This is a genomic window from Accumulibacter sp. (assembly GCF_032229525.1).
In the GTDB taxonomy this organism is placed as follows: Bacteria; Pseudomonadota; Gammaproteobacteria; order Burkholderiales; family Rhodocyclaceae; genus Accumulibacter.
Map to the genome: position 1 here is coordinate 1 of NZ_JAVTWB010000028.1, position 18,450 is coordinate 18,450.

At 60.9% G+C, this 18,450-nt stretch carries 13 protein-coding genes; 8 read left to right on the forward strand and 5 right to left on the reverse strand.

The genetic code is table 11. The features are described from left to right. The 5 genes from RUW20_RS02115 to RUW20_RS02135 form a co-directional block, all read right to left on the reverse strand. On the reverse strand, positions 1-346 hold a 346-nt coding region (locus RUW20_RS02115; protein WP_313950555.1), incomplete at its 3' end, for a TolC family protein. Positions 347-348: 2 nt separating this feature from the next. After that, positions 349-1,662 (reverse strand): HlyD family type I secretion periplasmic adaptor subunit, encoded by a 1,314-nt coding sequence (locus RUW20_RS02120; RefSeq protein WP_313950542.1) that lies wholly within the window; start codon positions 1,660-1,662, stop codon positions 349-351. 73 nt (positions 1,663-1,735) lie between these two features. Next, a complete protein-coding gene (locus RUW20_RS02125) occupies positions 1,736-3,472 on the reverse strand; it encodes a type I secretion system permease/ATPase (RefSeq protein WP_313950543.1) in 1,737 nt (578 codons plus the stop codon). Between the two features lie 15 nt (positions 3,473-3,487). Further along, on the reverse strand, positions 3,488-5,242 hold the full coding sequence (locus tag RUW20_RS02130) for a type I secretion system permease/ATPase (protein ID WP_313950544.1): 1,755 nt from the start codon (positions 5,240-5,242) through the stop codon (positions 3,488-3,490). A gap of 69 nt (positions 5,243-5,311) precedes the next feature. Continuing rightward, the gene (locus RUW20_RS02135; protein ID WP_313950545.1) at positions 5,312-5,959 is read right to left on the reverse strand and encodes a hypothetical protein; all 648 of its coding nucleotides are present in this window, start codon (positions 5,957-5,959) and stop codon (positions 5,312-5,314) included. Between the two features lie 242 nt (positions 5,960-6,201). Between RUW20_RS02135 and RUW20_RS02140 the strand changes: the two genes are divergently transcribed. From RUW20_RS02140 to RUW20_RS02175, 8 genes are all read left to right on the forward strand, one after another. Then, positions 6,202-7,479 (forward strand): FecR family protein, encoded by a 1,278-nt coding sequence (locus RUW20_RS02140; RefSeq protein ID WP_313950546.1) that lies wholly within the window; start codon positions 6,202-6,204, stop codon positions 7,477-7,479. Positions 7,480-7,496: 17 nt separating this feature from the next. Beyond that, complete coding sequence (locus tag RUW20_RS02145; protein ID WP_313950556.1) at positions 7,497-9,494, forward strand: adenylate/guanylate cyclase domain-containing protein; 1,998 nt, start codon at positions 7,497-7,499, stop codon at positions 9,492-9,494. Between the two features lie 183 nt (positions 9,495-9,677). After that, entirely contained in the window at positions 9,678-10,958 is a 1,281-nt protein-coding gene (locus RUW20_RS02150; RefSeq protein WP_313950547.1) for a hypothetical protein, read from the forward strand. 326 nt (positions 10,959-11,284) lie between these two features. Then, the gene (locus RUW20_RS02155; RefSeq protein WP_313950548.1) at positions 11,285-13,558 is read left to right on the forward strand and encodes a bluetail domain-containing putative surface protein; all 2,274 of its coding nucleotides are present in this window, start codon (positions 11,285-11,287) and stop codon (positions 13,556-13,558) included. 317 nt (positions 13,559-13,875) lie between these two features. Beyond that, positions 13,876-14,106 carry a DUF6447 family protein gene (locus tag RUW20_RS02160; protein ID WP_313950549.1) on the forward strand — a complete coding sequence of 77 codons (231 nt, stop codon included), beginning with the start codon at positions 13,876-13,878 and terminating at the stop codon, positions 14,104-14,106. A gap of 178 nt (positions 14,107-14,284) precedes the next feature. Further along, positions 14,285-16,396: a methyltransferase type 11 gene (locus RUW20_RS02165; protein WP_313950550.1), complete on the forward strand. Its 2,112-nt coding sequence runs from the start codon at positions 14,285-14,287 to the stop codon at positions 16,394-16,396. Positions 16,397-16,628: 232 nt separating this feature from the next. After that, the gene (locus RUW20_RS02170) at positions 16,629-17,471 is read left to right on the forward strand and encodes an ABC transporter permease (RefSeq protein WP_313950552.1); all 843 of its coding nucleotides are present in this window, start codon (positions 16,629-16,631) and stop codon (positions 17,469-17,471) included. Further along, positions 17,461-18,450 (forward strand): ABC transporter ATP-binding protein (locus RUW20_RS02175; RefSeq protein ID WP_313950554.1); only part of this gene is annotated, 990 nt, incomplete at its 3' end. The genes RUW20_RS02170 and RUW20_RS02175, both read left to right, overlap by 11 nt.

The following is an 18,450-nucleotide window of genomic DNA, read 5'->3' on the forward strand; positions in this document are numbered from 1 at the left end:
CTCCCTGTTGGTAGCGCACAAGACTCTCATAGTTGAACAAAGGTTGCCGCAAGGTGATGGCGGCCTGCTGGTCGTCATAGTCAAGGTCCTGCGACGCATTGGCGATCGTTGATTGGCGGTCACCCTTGTTCTTCGAATAGGCTGCGTTGATTGATACGTTCGGTAACAAACCAGAGAGGCCAATGTCAATGGCGTACTGGCCGGCATCCCTCTCGTAGCGTGCCGCCCTGAACGTTGCATCGTTCTGCCGAGCCGCCAGATAGGCATCCAGCAAGCCCACAGCCAATGCTTCCGAAGAGAGCAGCAACAGCGCGCAGCCAATCGACGCGGCAGTCCGTTTGCCCATGATCACTCCTCAGTCAGTGCGGGTTTGGCGCGATCCAGCAAGGGCTTGACGATATAGTTCAGCATCGTTCGTTCGCCGGTCTTTATGACGACCTGAGCGGGCATTCCCGCCTTGATCTCGTGCGTCGCCAGCATTTTCATACCTTCCGCGGTCACTACTACCTGCCCACGATAATACGGGGGCACCCTGCCCTGTGGATCGGAGGTCGCGTCGGCGGCAACCTGCACGAATCGGCCGGGAATCTGTGGCGTAACTTTCTGATTGAAAGCCGGAAAAGTGATCTGCGCCGGCAAGCCCAGCTTTACCTTGTCAATCATCGTGGTGGGGATCTGCACCTCAACCCGCAAGGGCTCGTTTTTCGGCACCACCTCCATCAGCGGTGTACCGGCAGCCACAATGCCGCCGACGGTATGTACCGTCAGGCCAACGATGATCCCTTCTGTCGGCGCACGCACTTCGGTATTTTCCAGTTCGAAGGCCAGGCCCTTCATACGGCTGTCGAGAGCGCTAACCTCCTTCTGAACCTCAGCCAACCCGTTCTCAACTTCCTTGCGGTAGTCCTGCTCCCGGGCCACCATGCGCATTCTGATTTCGGCAATGCTCTGCTGTGTGCGGCCGAGGTTACCCAAATCCTCGGATATGGCGCCATTCAGCTGCACCAGCAAGCGCTCCTGCTCGGACAGGCGATTGCGCGGCAAGTAGCCGTCTGCGGCCAGTTCCCGCAGGCCTTCCAGCTCCTTGAGAAGGAGTTTGGATTGCTCCACCTTGGCGCGATGGGTAGCGTTCAGGCCCTTGGCGAAGGCCTGGAGGCCGGCCAGTGAATTCTCCATCGCCCCGAGTTCAGCCTGCAAGCCGGCGCGGCGAGAACGCAGCAACTGCGTCTGCACGCTCATCGCACTGCTCGCCCGCGGGTCGTCCTTTTCCTGCAACAGATCATCGGGAAAGGTGATCTCCGAATGTCCCTGAACATCTGCCAGGAGGCGCGCCTTGACGGCTTTCGCTCCGAACCACTGACTACGCCCTACCTCATAGTCCGCGCGCGCGCGCGTCGGATCGAGCCGAACCAGAACGTCGCCCTCCTTGACCTCGTCGCCGTCCTTGACCAGGATGGCTTCGACCATCCCGACCGCGAGGTTTTGTACCGTCTTGCGATTACCGGTCACCACCACCTGCCCGCTGGTCGGCACCCCCTGATCGAGTGGCGCCACAGCCGCCCACAGCAGAAAGCCTCCGAAGCCCAATCCCAGCACCCATAGGCCGACACGCACCGGCTGACCGGTGTCCATCGGCAGCTCAGCCTCTCCTTCCAGGGTCATGGGCCCGGCCTGTGGCTCCTGAACACGTTTCAACAAATTGCGAATAGCCATAACGACGGTCCTGAATCAGAAATCAAGCGGGTTGAGTGCTCAAAGCGCCACTGTTGCCAGCAGACGGGGTTGCCGCTGGCCGTTGCACGGCGGCCAGCACCTGCTGGCGCGTGCCATAGATCTGGATCTCGCCGTTGTTCAAGATCAGTATCCGGTCTGCGACGCCGAGAAGGTTGGTGCGGTGGGAAATGAGGAAGACGGTGATGCCTTGAGCCTTCAAGTCCAGGACAGCTCGGGCCAGGGCGGTCTCGCCGGCATCGTCCAGGTTGGCATTTGGCTCGTCCAGGACAATGAGCCGGGGATTGTCATAGATGGCTCGAGCCAAACCGATGCGCTGACGCTGCCCACCGGACAGAAGACTCCCGGCCTCACCCATGGCCGTATCGTAGCCGCCGGGGAAGCGGAGGATCATGTCATGGATGCCGGTCCGCTGTGCGGCTTCGATGACCTTGTGGGGCTCAAGGTCACCGAAGCGGGCGATGTTTTCCGCGACGCTGCCTTCGAACAGCTCAACGTCCTGCGGCAGGTAACCGATGGATGAGCCCAGTTCTCCGCGATCGAGACTGTCGATGGGTATTTCGTCAAGGAGGACCCTGCCCTGAACTTCCGGCCAAATACCCACCAGGCAACGCGCCAGGGTGGATTTTCCCGAACCGGACGGACCGACGATGGCAATCACTTCGCCTGCCGGAAAGTCGGCGGAAAGTCCCGCGAGGATGGGTTGGCTGCGATTTGACGCCGTCGCCACGAGGCCCTCGATGCGGACCGCCCCCTGCAGCGCTTCGTGTACCAGGCCAGTCGGACGGTCGGGATGATCACGCAAGAGAGACTCGAGAGATTCAAAAGCCTTGCGCGCCGATTGCCAAGCCGCCCAGCTGCCGACAATTGAGTCGATCGGTTGCAGGCAGCGACCCATCAGCACATTGGCGGCAATCATGCCGCCGACGGACAGTTCCCCTTCTATCACCAGCAACGCGCCGGCCCCGAGCATCAAGGATTGCTGGCTGTAGCGCACGAACTTGGTCAGCGCCTGAACCCGCCGCTGCTTTTCCTCGACCACGGAATGCAGCGCCAGCTGTCTCTGGTGGCGGCTCAGCCAACGGCGGCGCAGGTTTCCCAACATGCCGAGGGATTCAATGACTTCAGCATTGCGCAACTTGCTGTGCAGATACATTGCCACCTCGACGCCGGCTTCCGCGGCTTTCTGCGTTGACGTTTGGGTGAAAAAATGGCCGAAGATCGCTACCCCAATCAGAATGCCGGCAAATACCAGGGAAAGTAAGCCCAGCGATGGGTGCAACAGGAACAGTACCAGCAGGTAGATAGGTGACCAGGGCGCGTCGAAGAACGCAAAAATGCCACTGCCAGTAATAAACTGGCGAATGTTGGTGAGATCGCCAAAAGCCCGGACCGGGTTGTCCCGGCTCTGATTGAGATGGGACTCGAAGCAGGCATTGAACACACGACTGTTCAGTCGCTCGTCAATGCGCACCCCCAGGCGAACCAGCAGTCGAGCACGCGACCATTCAGCGAAAGCCATCACCGCGAAGAGAAACAGAGCGATAAGCGAAACGACGACCAGGGTCGACCCATTCTGGCTGACCAGGTAGCGGTCGTAGACCTGCAGCATGTAGATCGTAGGCGTCAGCATGAGCAGATTGATCACGACACTGAACATCCCGACAACCAGGAACTCTCGCCGGAAAGACCACAGAGAAGCAGTCAGATCGCTGCGCTGAAAGAAAGATGTTTTTTTCATGGTAAGCCGTAAAGATCAGCCGACGGGAGCGGCAGCCAGGCTTTTCCCGGATGCGGCCGTTGGCGAGGCGGCGGCCTGGGCTGCCGCCTTGTTCAACTCCGTCAGCACCTGATCACGAGGCCCAGCCAGTTGCACCAGCCCATCACGCAACACCAGCATCAGGTCGGCGGCAGCGAGGACACTGGTGCGATGGGTAATGACGATAATCGTCGTCTTGCCTTGTGCCTTGAGCGCCCGCAGGGTATCCACCAGAGCTGCTTCCCCGGCCTCGTCCAGGCTGGAGTTCGGTTCATCCAAGACGATCAGTTCGGGGTTGCCATACAGAGCGCGGGCCAGTCCCACGCGCTGGCGTTGCCCACCGGAGAGAAAACTGCCATCGTCGCCGATGAGCGTTTCGTAAGCGTCCGGCAGCGCCAGGATCGCGTCGTGCAAGCCAACTGCACGGGTCGCCTCTTCCACTTTCGCCATGTCCACTTCCCCGAAACGGGCGATATTCTCGGCGAGGGAACCACCGAAAAGTTCGATGCCCTGGGGCAGATAACCCACGTGAGGTCCCAACTCCGCCTTGTTCCAGGGGTGTACGTCGGCGCCATCGAGCCTGACGGTGCCATTTGCGGCAGGCCAGATACCGACCATCAGGCGCGCCAGCGTTGATTTTCCGGACGCCGAAGGGCCAACAATAGCCAGAAATTGTCCGGCGGGCACGCTGAAGGAAACCCCCCGAATGATCGCTACCTGGCTTCCTGGCGCCGAGGCGATCAAATTTTCGACGGAAAGATTTCCTTTGGGCGCTGGCAGGGGCATGCCTACCGGTCGAACCGGCAGGGCCCGCAAAAGGCCGTCGAGCCTCTTGAAAGCATCACGCGCACCGACGACACTCTTCCACAGCGTGACGACCTGCACCAATGGCGCCAGAACCCGCGGCCCCAAGATCCAGGCAACGATCATCATGCCACTACCTCCAGCCAGCTCTCCTTTCATTGCCAGCCAGGCACCGGTACCGAGCAGCGCTGACGCCAGGGTCGTCTGCAACATTTTCGAGAGCGCGGCGTTGCCGCCCGCGTAGTCAGAGGCCTCTGCCTGCAGACGCAGGAAGCTGCGCTGCTTTACCATCCAGCGCTGATGAATGCTTCGCAACATCCCCATCGCCTCGATCACCTGCGCGTTGCGTAGCGTGCTGTTGGCGTAGTTCTGGGCCATGATGGCGTCGCGTTGGGCGGCGACCAGGGGAGGCTGAGTGTTTCTTTCGGTGAGGTAGGTCAACAGGATTTGAAGAAGCGCGGCGGCGACCGCGATCCAGCCCAGAAGCGGATTCAGGAAGTAGATCAGGATCAGGAACAGCAGGGAAACCGGCGCATCCATCAGCGCCGTCAGGGCTGGCGTCGCCAGGAATTCGCGGAGGGTGCGCAAGTCGCTCAGCGGTTGACTGCTGCCCCCGGGAAAGCGAGACAGGTTGGCTTCGAAAATCACGTTGAAAATCCGCTCCCGGAGTTTCCGGTCCAGTGACAAGCCGGCCTGATACAACACCCCTCCGCGTGCCCATTCCAGCCACTCCATGACGACGTAGAACCACAGTACCAACAGAGTCAGCATGAGCAGGGTATAGGCACTGCGGCTTTGGATGACCCGGTCGTACACCTCCAGCATGTAGCCGGTTGGTGCCAGGATAAGCAAGGTGCAGACGACGCTGAACAAGGCAGCCTTTTTGAAGAAAGGCTTCAGTTCGAGTATCGCGTCACGAAGTTCGGAGCGGGTTTCAGCTGGATTCATTACGGTTCTCGCAGAACGCCCAGAAATACCGCCTGGCCCGCTGTTTCGATGGTTGAGTGAAAATCATGGTCACGGCAGGGTAGCCGCCGCTTGTCGGATCACCGAAGCTTCTTCCGACTCGGCTGCGTGCACCACGATGTATTCAGGCATCTCGCCTTCCGAGGCTGTCGGCTTTTCTTCATCCGCATCCGCATCCACCACCGCCAGCCAGAAGGAAAGCTGGTACCGCGCAAAGTGGCGTGACAGGACGATCTCCCGCAACTTCTCCTGGTGAAAACGCAACTCGTCCTCCCCCTTTAGCGCCAACTGGAAACGCATGCGTCCGTCAAGGGTATACATGGAGAGCAGGCCATCCTTGAGACTGAGCGTATGCCGGTCAAAATAGACCGGGGCGCTCGGCAGAAACTGCAGCAGCGGCAAGGGGCGATCCGGATGCTTACCAATGTTGAACGGGCTGTTGGGGTGCTGCAAAATAAGCCGACAGGTGCGAGAAACAGAGTAGATGGCATTGCATACCATCTGGGACCCCACCTGCGGAAAACGCTGCCGAAGGTCGTGGTAGCTGAGGTGGTGCAAGGCCACCCTATTCCAGCATCTGGTCTCTTGAACCACGGGCGCCAAGGCGTTGCAGACTTCCGCAAAAGCCACCTGCAACGCCGCCAAGCGCGCCGACTGCTCGGGCGTGGTATTCAGGACAAGGTGCAGCGGAGAATTCATATAGGAGATCCTAGCACAAACTCCTATATGAAGAATACTTCTTGTCCCAGGGCAATCGCCTGAATACCTACGTCGTGGACCCGCTGAAATAATCGTTTGCGGTCCAGCAGTTGCGAAGGGCGCTGTTCACAGACCTCCTCCCACCTGGCTAGCCGGGCTTCTGTTCTTGTGATTGCACGCACATCGCAGCAAGCGCTCAATGACCTACACTGCTGGCCATTGACTGTAAGAGGACAACGACGATGTGTGGGCTGCCAGGCCGAACGCGCTTGCTGCGCTTGGTGTTGATGATGCTGGCGCTGGTGGCGCTGGCGCAGCAGGTGCGTGCGTCCGTCGCCGTCGGAGAGGTCACACTTAGCATCGGCGCCAGCCAGATTGAACGCGAAGGCAAGCGCGAGCCGGTCACCAAGGGCTACGGCATCATCCCTGGCGACACCATCCACACCAGCGCCAGCGGCCACGTTCACATCCGCTTCATCGACGGCGCACTGGTCAGCGTTCGGCCAGATTCAATGCTGCGCGTGGTCGAGTACCGCTACGACGCGGCCGATCCCTCGGCGTCGTTGATCAAGTTTCACCTTGAAACCGGAACCGTACGCGGCATCTCCGGGAAAGCGGCACAAGCGGCCCATGACAAGTTTCGTCTCAACACGCCGCTGGTCGCCATTGGTGTCAAGGGAACGGATTTTGTCACTCAGGCTAGTGCCAAGCGTGCTGTGGTCCTGGTCAATCAGGGCGCAATCGTTCTCGCCCCGCTGGATAACGTCTGCCGTGCCGACGGCTTCGGCCCCTGCACCACCTCGCGTGCCCGGGAATTGGCGGAAAGCATGAATGGCATGGCGCTAGTGTATCGGCAAGCGGCCGTCGAACCGGTACTCCAGCCGGTCAATACGTTGAAGGGGGCTGAGCACATTGCCCCGGCGTTGTTGCAGGAGCGTGTCAGTCAGGCCGATACCGCAACCGCAGTGGCGGATAGCAGGAGCCCGGGGCCAGCGCTGTTGGACGCGCTAACCCCGCGGACGAAGAGTCTGACCTGGGGGCGTTGGGTCACCCAGGCCACCGCGCCGGGCGATAACCTGACCGTTCCCTTCATGGAAGCGCTGCGCACTGGCCCAGTGACCGTTGGCGATGGCTACTACTTCCTGTTCCGCAAGGAGAACGTCTCCAACTTCCTCTCGAGTGCCAGCAGCGTGGCGCGCTTCCGCCTGCAAGGCGGCGCCGCCTCTTACCGCGAGCCATCCAACCTACTGTCGGCGGCAAGCATAGACGGCGGCTCCCTGAGCATCGACTTTGGTCGCAACACCTTCTCGACGCAGCTTAGCGTGACGGCCCAGAGTGTCGGCACCCATGCGGTGGCGGCTAGCGGAACGATCGACCGCACGACCGGGATCTTTCTCAGCAACGGAGCTGCGGCGCGGGTGGCCGGCGCCGTGTCCCTGGATACCAGCGAAGCCGGTTATTTCTTCAGCAAACCGGTGGGAAATGGCGCCCTGGTGGGCGCCACTCTCTGGCAGCGCTAACGGATCGCTGCGTGTCCATGACCGGCCACTTCAGGCGAAAGCTCCGTCACCTGCCGATCAACATGCCAGCACTTACCGCCGGCCTGTTGCAGAGACCGGCCCTGGTGCGACTCGCCGCCCTGCTCGCCGCCTCGGCACTGACACTCCTGGCGTCTGGCTTGGCCGGGCCGCAACTATCGCACTGGGACGAGCTTTCGGCCAGCCTGTCCTGGCGAATGGCCGACCAGCATGCGCTTGAGCGCCGCGTCGTCGTCGTTGATATCGATGAAAGAAGTATCCAGGCGATCGGCTCCTGGCCGTGGCCGCGTGCTCGGCAGGCGGAGTTGCTGGAAAAACTGGACCAGACCGGCGTCGCCCTGAAAATGCTCGACATCGTCTTCGAAGGCCCCAGTCAGGACGATGCTCGCCTGTCACGGGCGCTGGCGAGCCCCGTGCCGACGGTCATGGCGCAGCTGTTCTCCTTGTCGCCCGAGCCGGCGCTGCACAGCGGCAAGTTGGCCGGCGCACTGCCTTTCGCAAGCTGCCCCCGGCCAAGCGCGCCAGCTTACGGCTATATGGCCAGCGACCCCGGGCTTCTCGCTTCACCTTTCGCCGGCCACATCACGCCACTGGTGGCAGCGGACGGCGCCATCCGCCAGTTGCCGGCACTGATCTGCTACGACGACAAGACCTACGCCACCCTGGCTATTGCCGGCGTCATCGCGGCGACGGATGCCGCACCGCAGCTGCGCCCTGGCGCAGGGCTCCTTGATCCGCCCTGGTGGCTTGAGCTTGGCGGCCTGCGCCTGCCTCTGGACGACGCCGGCCATCTGCGGATTTCCTACCAGATGCCGCGCGACGGCCTGCTGGCCGTCTCCGCCGTAGACATACTGCAGGGACGAGCGCCTGCCGACCTCCTTCACGGCGCCTGGGTGCTGGTCGGCGCGACAGCCTTTGGCGCCCGAGACGTGATTGCCACGCCGCAGGCCGGCGCCGTCAGCGGTGTAGAAGTGCATGCCCAAGTGCTCTCCGCCATGCTTGACGAGCGCACGCCGTATATGCCGCTGGGTGCCAGCCTGTGGGTGTGGCTGACAGGCGGCTTGAGCGCACTGCTATTACTGGCGGCCTTGCGCCTGGCGCCGCGCGGCCTGGCGATTGCCCTTCCCGCGATTGCCGCGACAAACGTCGCGGCCCTTTTCGGCTTGAGCACCCTGTTGCTCCTCAAGCAGCACCTGTGGCTGGGCTGGATCACTCCGAGCACCTTCACCGTGCTCGCCGCCACCCTGCTCACCGCCGGTGAATTCGCTCGCGTCCGGTTTGAACGCGAGCGGCTCTACCGCCACCTCTCCAGCTACCTGCCCGAACCGGTGGCGCGCCAAGTGGCGACCCAGGAGCCAAGCACCCAGGTGTGCGCCACCCGACGCGACGCGACGGTGCTGCACGCTGACCTGCGCAATTTCTCCGCCTACTGCAGCGGTCGTCCGCCGGAGGAAACCGCCATGGTGCTGCACCTGTTCTTCACCACTGCCAGCCGCATCGTCGAAGAGCACGGCGGGGTGGTCGAGCAGATGGTGGGAGATAGTGTGCTGGCGGTCTGGAACGGCTCGGCACCCTGCCCCAACCACGGCGCCCGCGCGATCGATGCCGCGCAGTCGCTATGGCAGGCCTGCGTGCCACAGCTGCCGCGAATTGCCTCACGCCATGTTCCGCCGCTCGACCTCGGTATCGGCATTGAAACCGGCACTGTCCTGATCGGCTCGTTCGGGCCGGCGGTCAGGCGCACCCATGCCGTGTTGGGCGAAGCCGTGACGGTTGCGACGCGACTGCAAGCACTTACCGGAGAACTGGCCCAACCGATCCTCATCGGTGCGACGGTGGCTGCCGTTGCCGAGCCTGCCCGCATCCATCGCCTCGGCGATTTCCTGCTGGCCGGACTGACGACGCCGCGCACAGTGTATGCGATCCGTGTAAGATATCCCTCTGGCCATTTGCGCCTCGTCTGCGAAGGAGAAGCCGACCAGCGGGCCTCGGGCTGATCCGGTAACACCCGGCTTTCCCGGGCAAACACCGTTTATGCGTTGCACGGGCAACGTTTCTGCCTGACGTCATTTGTTGTGAGACCCCGCATCCACGCCACTGGCCCGCCATCCTTGTCCCGCTTGTTCCCTTGCTGCGGCGCCCTGTGCGGAATCGCCCTGCTGGGCTGGGTCACCGCGCCAGTGGCAGCGGAGCTGTCCACCGCCGCCGCCCGTTGCCCCACGTCGTTTCCCGTCCAGCCGCCGACCGATCCGGCCCAAGTCCGGGCCGAGGCGGATCGCCTGTCCGCTCTCGGCGAAAGTTGCCAGGACCGGGCCGACTACTTTGCCTACCAGGGGCTGCTGCTACTGAGCTTGAAACGGCCTCAGCAAGCGGCCCTGGCCCTGGAAAAAGCCCTCCTTCTCAACCCCGACCTTGCCGGAACCCAACTGGACTACGCTCAGGCACTGGGCGAAATGGGTGAACGGGATTCGGCCATCAGTCTGGTTGGAGAGGTCGCCCGGCGCCCCGACATCCCGCTCCCGCTGCAAGAGTGGCTGGCCGATCAACTCGGCGTCTGGGAGGGAAACAACTGGCTGGTGGACTGGTCGATGGAAGTTCTCGCCGGCGCAGAGTCGAATCTGAACAGCGCACCCGGTATTCAGTTTCTCACCCTGACGCTGCCGGGCGGCAGCGTCCCGGTGCACCTCGCCGACAGCGACCGTGTTGCCGGCGGCGCGGTGCGGACGACGCTGCTCGGCTCCGCCGCCCGCGCCGTGGGCAGCGGGCTGGTCCTTTTCAGCGGCGAAATAAGCACCCGTAACAGCCCTGCCGCGTCAGACACCAACCAGTCCATCGTCAGTGCCAACGCCGCCTATTTCCACCCTCTCCTGGACGGCCAGATCGGCGTCCGGACCGGTCAGACCCGGCTCTCGATTGGTGGCGAGCCCTCTTATACCAGCACCGGCCTCGGCTTGATCTACCAACTCCCACTGCAATTCGCGCCGACCGGCTGCACCACCAATCTCGGCTACGGTTTCGAAAACCGGGACTTTCCTCGCGCCACCTTTCAGGCCGGCCGCTACGCCGGTCCCAGAGCCTGGCTTTACTGTCGCAGCGACCTCTGGGAAGTCAATGTCCTGCTGCAGGACGGCGACGAACGGGCGCGCGACACGGATCGCCTGGGCGGCGACCAGAGGCGCTCGGACATCACCCTCGGACTTAGCCGCAAGCTGGGGGCGAACACCCTCTCGCTATGGGCTCAGCGCGGCCGTGACACCGACCAGCTGGGCTACAGCCCCCTGCTTGGCGGCCAGGCGCGCAGCGTCGATCGCCTGGCCGCGCGCGTGTCATACGAGCATTTCCTGGCAGATCAATGGTCACTCGTCGGCTATCTGGAGAAAACGTTGCAAAAAAGCAACATTGAACTATTCAGAATGCAAAATGAGGCGCTATACTTCGGTGTCCGGTTTCGAGGCAAGTGAGACTATTGACCTCGGCAACAGCGATACCGTCATCTTTCGCTCCGGGAGGAGCAAGGGCAAGCGACGGGAAACTCGAATCTTGTGACTGGAATCACAAGAAACCATCATCAGCGAGAGCTACGATGCTGGCGTCCGGCAACTGAACAATTACCAAGAAGTGCCGATCGGACGTGTACCACCAATCTGTTTTGGCCGATAATTTTGCGGCAGCAGACGGGGTGCTCGACAAAGGATGCTCATCGGGAGAATCTTTTGTCGAGTGCCCGGAACCCGGGACTCGGCTTTCTGCAGAGAGTTTCATCCACCCTTGAAAGGAAATTCATCATATGGCTAATATTTCAACCGACAACGTCGTCGTCGCCCGCTTTGCCGGTGCGCTGTACGATCTGGTTCTCGACCCCAAGACCACCAATACAGTGATCGTTGCCACCGCCAACGGCCTCGATAAGTTCATGAACGCGGTCTTCGTCCGTGACTTCAGCCAGTCGAGCACCGCCTCGGTGTCGGCCATCATGGTCAAGAACCTCGGCCTGACCGGCAGCGCCAAAACGCAAGCCGAAGCTTTCATCACGGGCGTCCTGAACACCGTCCCCAACGACGGGCGTGGCGCAGCCATCGTGCAGATCCTCAGCCTGTTCGCTCAGCTGACCACCGATCCGACCTTCGGCACGTTCGCTGTCGCTTGGGAAAGCAAGGTCACGGCCTCCGTTGCCTACAGCCAGGATGCGTCCAACACCAAGACGGCAACCCTGTCCACCCTGCCGCCGCCTCCGGCAGCAAGCGTTGGCCAGACCTACACGCTCACTTCCGGTGTGGACGTCTTGACGGGCACCTCCGGTGACGACACCTTCATCGCTGACAACACTGGCGCCGCCAAGCAACTCTCCGTTGCTGACCAGATCAACGGCGGCAGCGGCACCGACACGGTGAAGGTCTTTCTGGCTGCTGCCGATACCACTACCGGTCAACCAACTTTCACCAGCATCGAAACCATGTATATCAACGGTGGCGCGATTACTGCGTATTCGGCGGCAACCGGCACTACCGGCCTGATCATCGACGCACCCGTCGCCCTCACCAACGCGACCTACACGCTTGATGGTAACCAAAAGATCACTCTGCAAAACAGTGCTCTGACGGCGTCCACCGCGACTGCGATGACGACCACCATTGCTGCAACGGCAACGGCTACCGCTACTGTGCTCGACTTGACCTTGAATAAGTGGACCTACTCCGGTACCGACACTCAAGTCATCGATGTCTCTGCGGCCAAGGTTGCAACGCTGAACATCACCGCCACTGGCACTGCTAGCAAAATCGCCTCATTTACCAACACTGGCGCTGCTATCACGACCTTGAATGTTGCTGGCGACAAGGGTTTGACCTTGACCCAGGATGCAGCAACCTCGTCCGCAATCACCAAGATCAATGCATCTACCAACACGGGTGGCGTGACGATTGATGGCTCGGCTGGTGCAAAAGCGGCTGCGTTTGCCTTTACCGGTAGTACCGGTAACGACAAGCTGACCTTGGCCGCAGGTGACCTGGCTATCCTTACGGCCGGCACTCAGCTTGATGGCGGTGCTGGTACAGACACCTTGGTCATCAAGGATACGACACCTGTCTACACCAAGTTGAACACTGTCAAGAACTTTGAAGTTCTCGGCCTTGGCGTTACAGGCACCACGGTTGATGCTTCCTTGCTGACTGCCATGAAGTCGTTCGCGATTGGCGTTGCTGCTTCGACCGAAACCATCAACAACCTTGGCGCCGGTAGCTCCGTTGCTATTACTGCCGCTACCACCGCAGTGAATCTGGGTGCTGCTGTTGGCAATGTCGCAACCGACATTACCCTGGGTACCACGACTACCGCTGGCTTTACTTCTACCGCTCTCACCACAACCGGTCTGACCGTGATAGGCCTTACCTCTAACGGCACATCGGCACAGACCATCACTACGCTGAACAACAGCGATAACACGACCCTGACCGTAAAGGGTGCTGCCGATCTGACGATTACCAATGCTCTGGCAGCAACGACTACCGGTAACAAGGTTGATGCTTCCGCATTCACTGGAAAATTGTCCGTCATTGGTTCGACCAAAGCGGATGTGCTGATCGGTGGATCTGGTGCTGATACCCTGCAGGGCGCTGTAGCTGGTACTGCTAATCAGGCCGATACCCTGACCGGTGGTGCAGGCGCAGACAAGTTTGTCTTCACAGCTGCTACCGGTGCCGCGTTCTTTGCAACATCCGCAGGAACCACTGCCGTTGCCAAGATCACCGACTTTGTGGCCGGTGTCGATAAGTTCGACTTCATCACCACTGGCACTGCTTTCACCGGCGCCACAGTTGCAAACGCTCAAACGATTGCAACTGCTGCTGATCTGACGGCTGTGTACGCAGGCATCACTGCAATCGCTGCTTCCACGGCAACCAATGCCAGCGCTGCCGTGATTACGGTATCTGCAGGTGCTGCAGCCGGCACATACTTGTATGTTAATGACGCGACTGCTGGTGTTTCCAACACTGCCGATATGCTGATCAATATCACAGGCGTTAGTGGCACCGTCAGTGCCACCGATTTCATCTTCGCTTAATCTCCCCGGAGATGCCCTCAGACCACCGAGGGCGCGTTAAATCCAAAGACCCCGTCTCTCCACAAAGGAGGCGGGGTCTTCCAACTTCAGAGGGGCCACAAGGCACGCTAAAGAATGGGGCCAGCCATTGGATTGACCATTATCCGGCTGGTGTCAAGAGAGTACGCGAATCCCTGGCGGCGCTTGCCGCTCCGGTTTTGAATTTTCTCACTTCGTCTTCGCCGTAGCCGTCCGTGCCCGTTTCTTCAATGCTTCCAGCAAACCCACGAATCCAACTCCCACGACGCTGCGGGAGTTCTCTTTGAAAGGAACTTGAAATGCCCATCGTCACCATCGACGGACAAGAATTCGAAGTCGACGAACTGTCGGAAGAGGCCAGGCAACAATTGGTCATGCTACAGGCCACCGATCAGGAGATTCAGCGCCTGCAGGTGCTTCTGGCCATCGCACAAACGGCCAGGAATGCGTATGCCCCCGCCCTCAAGTCGCTGCTGCCGTCGGCATTTGACGTGGCCATGGCCCGCGGGGACAGCTTGAAGCTGAGCTAGCAAAAGCTCTGAGCAGGCCAGGCACCTTTCGTTCCCAGTAGGGATAGAAGCAATCGCCACGCGCACCTCTCCCCCAGGGGCGTGGGATTCGGCGCATCCATCGGCGGCGGCGACCGTGCCATTCCATGACGCCCTTTCGGCCGTGCAGTCCCACGCCCGATCAGGCCAATTTCAGGACTTGCTGGCCGACTGCCAAGAGATCATCGGAGCCCACGGTGACAACGTCGATGCCCTGCTCGATGTCGGCGCACTACTCCTGAATAGCGGTTTTCTTGGGCATGCGCGGGATTGCTTCGAGCGTGCCAGTCAATTGCTTCCCGACGATTTTCGGCCGCTGGTGAATCTCGCCAATCTGGCCCGGGAAAGCGGCAATCACCCGGGGTCGCGCGAACGATATGCCTCCCTGCTGGGGCGCCTGCCCGACCATCCCGTGATCCGGCGCAATACGCTGGTGAGTCTGGAATATGACCCGGACGTTGGCGATAAGCAGCGCCTGCAACACGCTCTGGATTGGGGAAACTGGGCCATAGCGCAAGCAGGCGGCCGGCATTTGCGTCCGGCGCTGCGTCCTCTGGCGAAACGTCGATTACGCATTGCTTACGTTTCTGCTGATCTTTGTCAGCATACCGTCGGTCTTTTCCTGAAGGATAGCCTGCAGGCCCATGATCCCGAGCGCGTCGAGCTGTTCGCCTACAGCGCAGGCAGCGTCAGCGACTGGGTAACCGAGGAGATCCGCAAGCAGGTAACTTTCCGTGATGTCAGCAGGACGGGGGATAGCGAACTCGCCCGGATGATCCGTCAGGATGCGATTGATGTGCTGGTGGATCTTTCCGGCCACACCGCCGGCTCGCGTCTGTCGGTCTTTGCGCACCGGCCGGCACCGGTGATGGTTTCCTGGCTCGGTTACTTCGCCACTACCGGCCTTGAATATCTCGATGCCGTTCTGTTGGACGAATGGCATGCGCCGGCCGGGATGGAAGCACAGTTCGTCGAACCGATCATGCGTTTGCCTCAAGGGCGTTTCTGCTATCAGCCGGTACCGTGGGCACCGGCTGATGTGGCGCCCTTGCCAGTTCTCAGCAAGGGCCATATCACCTTCGGTTGTTTCAACAATACCGCCAAGCTCAACGCCGAGGTATTCGAGCTCTGGGCGCGGATACTGACCAAGGTGCCGGATTCCCGCCTGATCCTCAAGTGGCGCACCTTCAACGATGAAAGCTTGCGGAAAATGGTGTTCAAAGCGTTTACGGAATACCGGATTGACCTTGAACGCATTGAACTGCGCGGCCCGTCTTTTCACGCTGATCTGCTGAAAGAATACGCGGAGATCGACATTGCGCTTGATCCTTTCCCGTTCACCGGTGGACTGAGCAGCTGTGAAGCGCTATGGATGGGGGTGCCAGTTGTGACTTTTCCGCAAAGCCGCGTGGTCAGTCGTCAGGGCTTTGCTTTCCTTTCGGCCATTGGCTTGCCGGAGCTGGCCGCCGTCGATGGCGACGATTATGTACGCATTGCGGTGGAACTGGCCGGCGACCGCGAACGCCTTGCGGCCACGAGAAACGGCATGCGCAAGAGAATGCGGGCTTCACCCCTGATGGATGTGTCGGGGTTTACCCACCGCCTGGAGCAGTGCCTGATCGACCTGCACCAGGCAATTTACACCCGGGAGAAAAACCGCCCCATGACTCGCAAGACGATTCTGCACGTCGGCCCCGGCCATAAAGGCAATGGGGCCAGGCTGCCGCCTGCCTTCCAGACGCCGGAATGGCAAGAGATCCGCTTCGACATCGACCCGGCCAACGAACCGGATATCCTGGGGTCGATGATGGACATGACGGCGGTAGAAAGCGAGAGCATGGATGCGATCTATTCTGCCCACAACATTGAGCACGTTTACGCCCACGAAGTGCCAGTGGTATTGCGCGAGTTCCTGCGGACGTTGAGGGCAGATGCCTTTTTGGTCGTGACGTGCCCGGACCTGCAAGCGGTCAGTTCCCTAATTGCCGAAGACAAGCTGACCGACCCCGCCTACCAATCCCCTGCCGGCCCGATCACGCCTTTGGATATGCTCTACGGCCACGGCGCCGCTTTGGCGACAGGGCATCACTACATGGCCCACAAGTGTGGCTTTACGCTGAGGACCCTGACAGCAGCCCTGCTGGCCGCCGGCTTCACGACCGTCGCCGGTAGGCGTCGGGCAAGAGGGCTGGATCTGTGGGTGGTGGCGAGCAAGGGAGCAATGACAGAGGTGCAAATCCGAGATCTGGCCGGGAAAGTGCTCCCGGCGTAGGCTGTTAGTGGCGGCCCATTGCAGAAAATTTCGCTCACCTGCCCTGTTGTATTCGAGGCCCAGACGATCGCACAACGACGCCGTGGCCGCAGTCTCTCAAGCTTGAGCGGGGCGCCCCCTGTGCATTGGGGTCCGGCACCTGATTGGCGGCACCTCAGCTAGCTGCCAGGGTCGACGGCTCCGTCTTGCATCAGATTCAGGGGAATGCCCTGTCCCAGCGGGATAGTTCTCAATGATTCAAGAGGCATTTTGGTACAATGCCCGGATGCCCTCTCCCGACTCGATCCTGTCCTACCTCTTTCCGTGGCGACAGACGTGGTTGCTGCGCCAGTTCGTTCAAAGACAGGTGGAAGCCCGTTACCGCGGGTCGGTGCTTGGTATAGGCTGGAGCCTTCTCAACCCCTTGCTGCAACTGGCGGTCTATACCTTCATCTTTCGGCACGTATTCAGAATGCATTGGGTGGGCAGTACCGGCAGCGTCGACTTCGGACTGCGTCTGTTCGCCGGCATGGTGGTCTTCGGCTTGTTTGCAGAATGCGTCATGCGCGCGCCAAACCTGATTTTCGAACAGCCGCACCTGGTCAAGAAGGTGCGCTTCCCAACCGAGATCCTGAGTTGGGCCAGCCTCATTTCGGCGCTTTTTCCAGCGGCGCTCGGGCTGTTACTGCTGTTGTTCGTGTGCATGCTCATGGGGATTTTTCCCAACCCGGCCTGGATCGCGCTGCCGCTGATCTGGCTGCCGCTGCTACCCCTTCTACTTGGCCTGGGCTGGCTGCTGTCGGCGATGGGCGTCTATCTGCGTGACCTCGGCCAGGTGCTCGGCATTGTGGTCACCATGCTGCAGTTTCTCAGCCCGATCTTCTACCCGATCAGTGCCCTGCCGGCAAAGGTTCAGACGATCGCCTACCTCAATCCGTTAGCCTTGATCATTGAACAGAGCCGGGCGGCAATCTTCGCCGGTGAGTGGCCTGCCATCCGCCCATGGCTGATCGAAATGACCGCCTGTATGCTTCTTGCCACCGGTGGGGCAATGGTTTTCCGGCGGCTACGCAAGGGGTTCGCAGATGTCGTCTGAGGAAGTGCCTGCGCCAGCCATCAGCGCCCATGATCTTGGTAAGTCTTATCCGCTGCACAGCAGCCCGCGCGCGCGCCTGTGGCAATTGATTCGGCCCAACCCCCCGCAGGTGCAACTTTTTCATGCCTTGCGTCACGTTGATCTGGACATCGCCCGAGGCGAATCGGTGGGCATTATCGGCCCGAACGGCGCCGGCAAGTCCACGCTTCTGCAACTGATCTGTGGAACGCTGACGCCGAGCACCGGAACGGTCGACATCAGCGGCCGCATCGCGCCGCTGCTTGAACTCGGTGCCGGCTTCAGCATGGATTTCACCGGCCGCGAGAACATCTTTCTCAATGCTTCGGTCCTGGGCCTGGGCCGGGCCGAAATTTACGACCGCATCGACAGCATTGTCGCCTTTGCCGATATCGGCGACTTCATCGACCAACCGGTACGCACCTATTCCAGCGGTATGTACGTGCGACTCGCCTTTGCGATCGCTGCCAGCATTGAACCAGACATCCTGGTGATCGATGAAGCCATCGCCGTCGGCGATGGGCAATTCGCCCGCAAATCCTTCGATCGCATCATGCAGTTGCGCGAGCGCGGCGTGACCATCCTGTTCTGCTCGCACTCCCTGTTTCAGGTGGAAGCGCTCTGCGACAAGGCTCTGTGGCTACACCAGGGCGAAGTCCAGGCCGGCGGCGCATCCTCCACCGTCATCGCCGAATATGATTCCTGGTTGAACAGCCAGATCCATGCCAGCGCAGCAACCACCACCAGCGCGGCATTGGGCATCGGCGTGCGCGGGCACGCCGCATTCAGTGCCATCAAAGTCAGCTGCGATGGTGTCGAAGGGGTAAATCTAAGCGCCCGCAGTGGCCATAGCGAGTTGGAAATAAGGCTCGAATTCCATTCCGACCCCACGCTGCCGATGCCTAATCTGGCGGTGGCGATCTACCCCGCGGACGGCCGCATCCTGACCAGCACAGGCAAC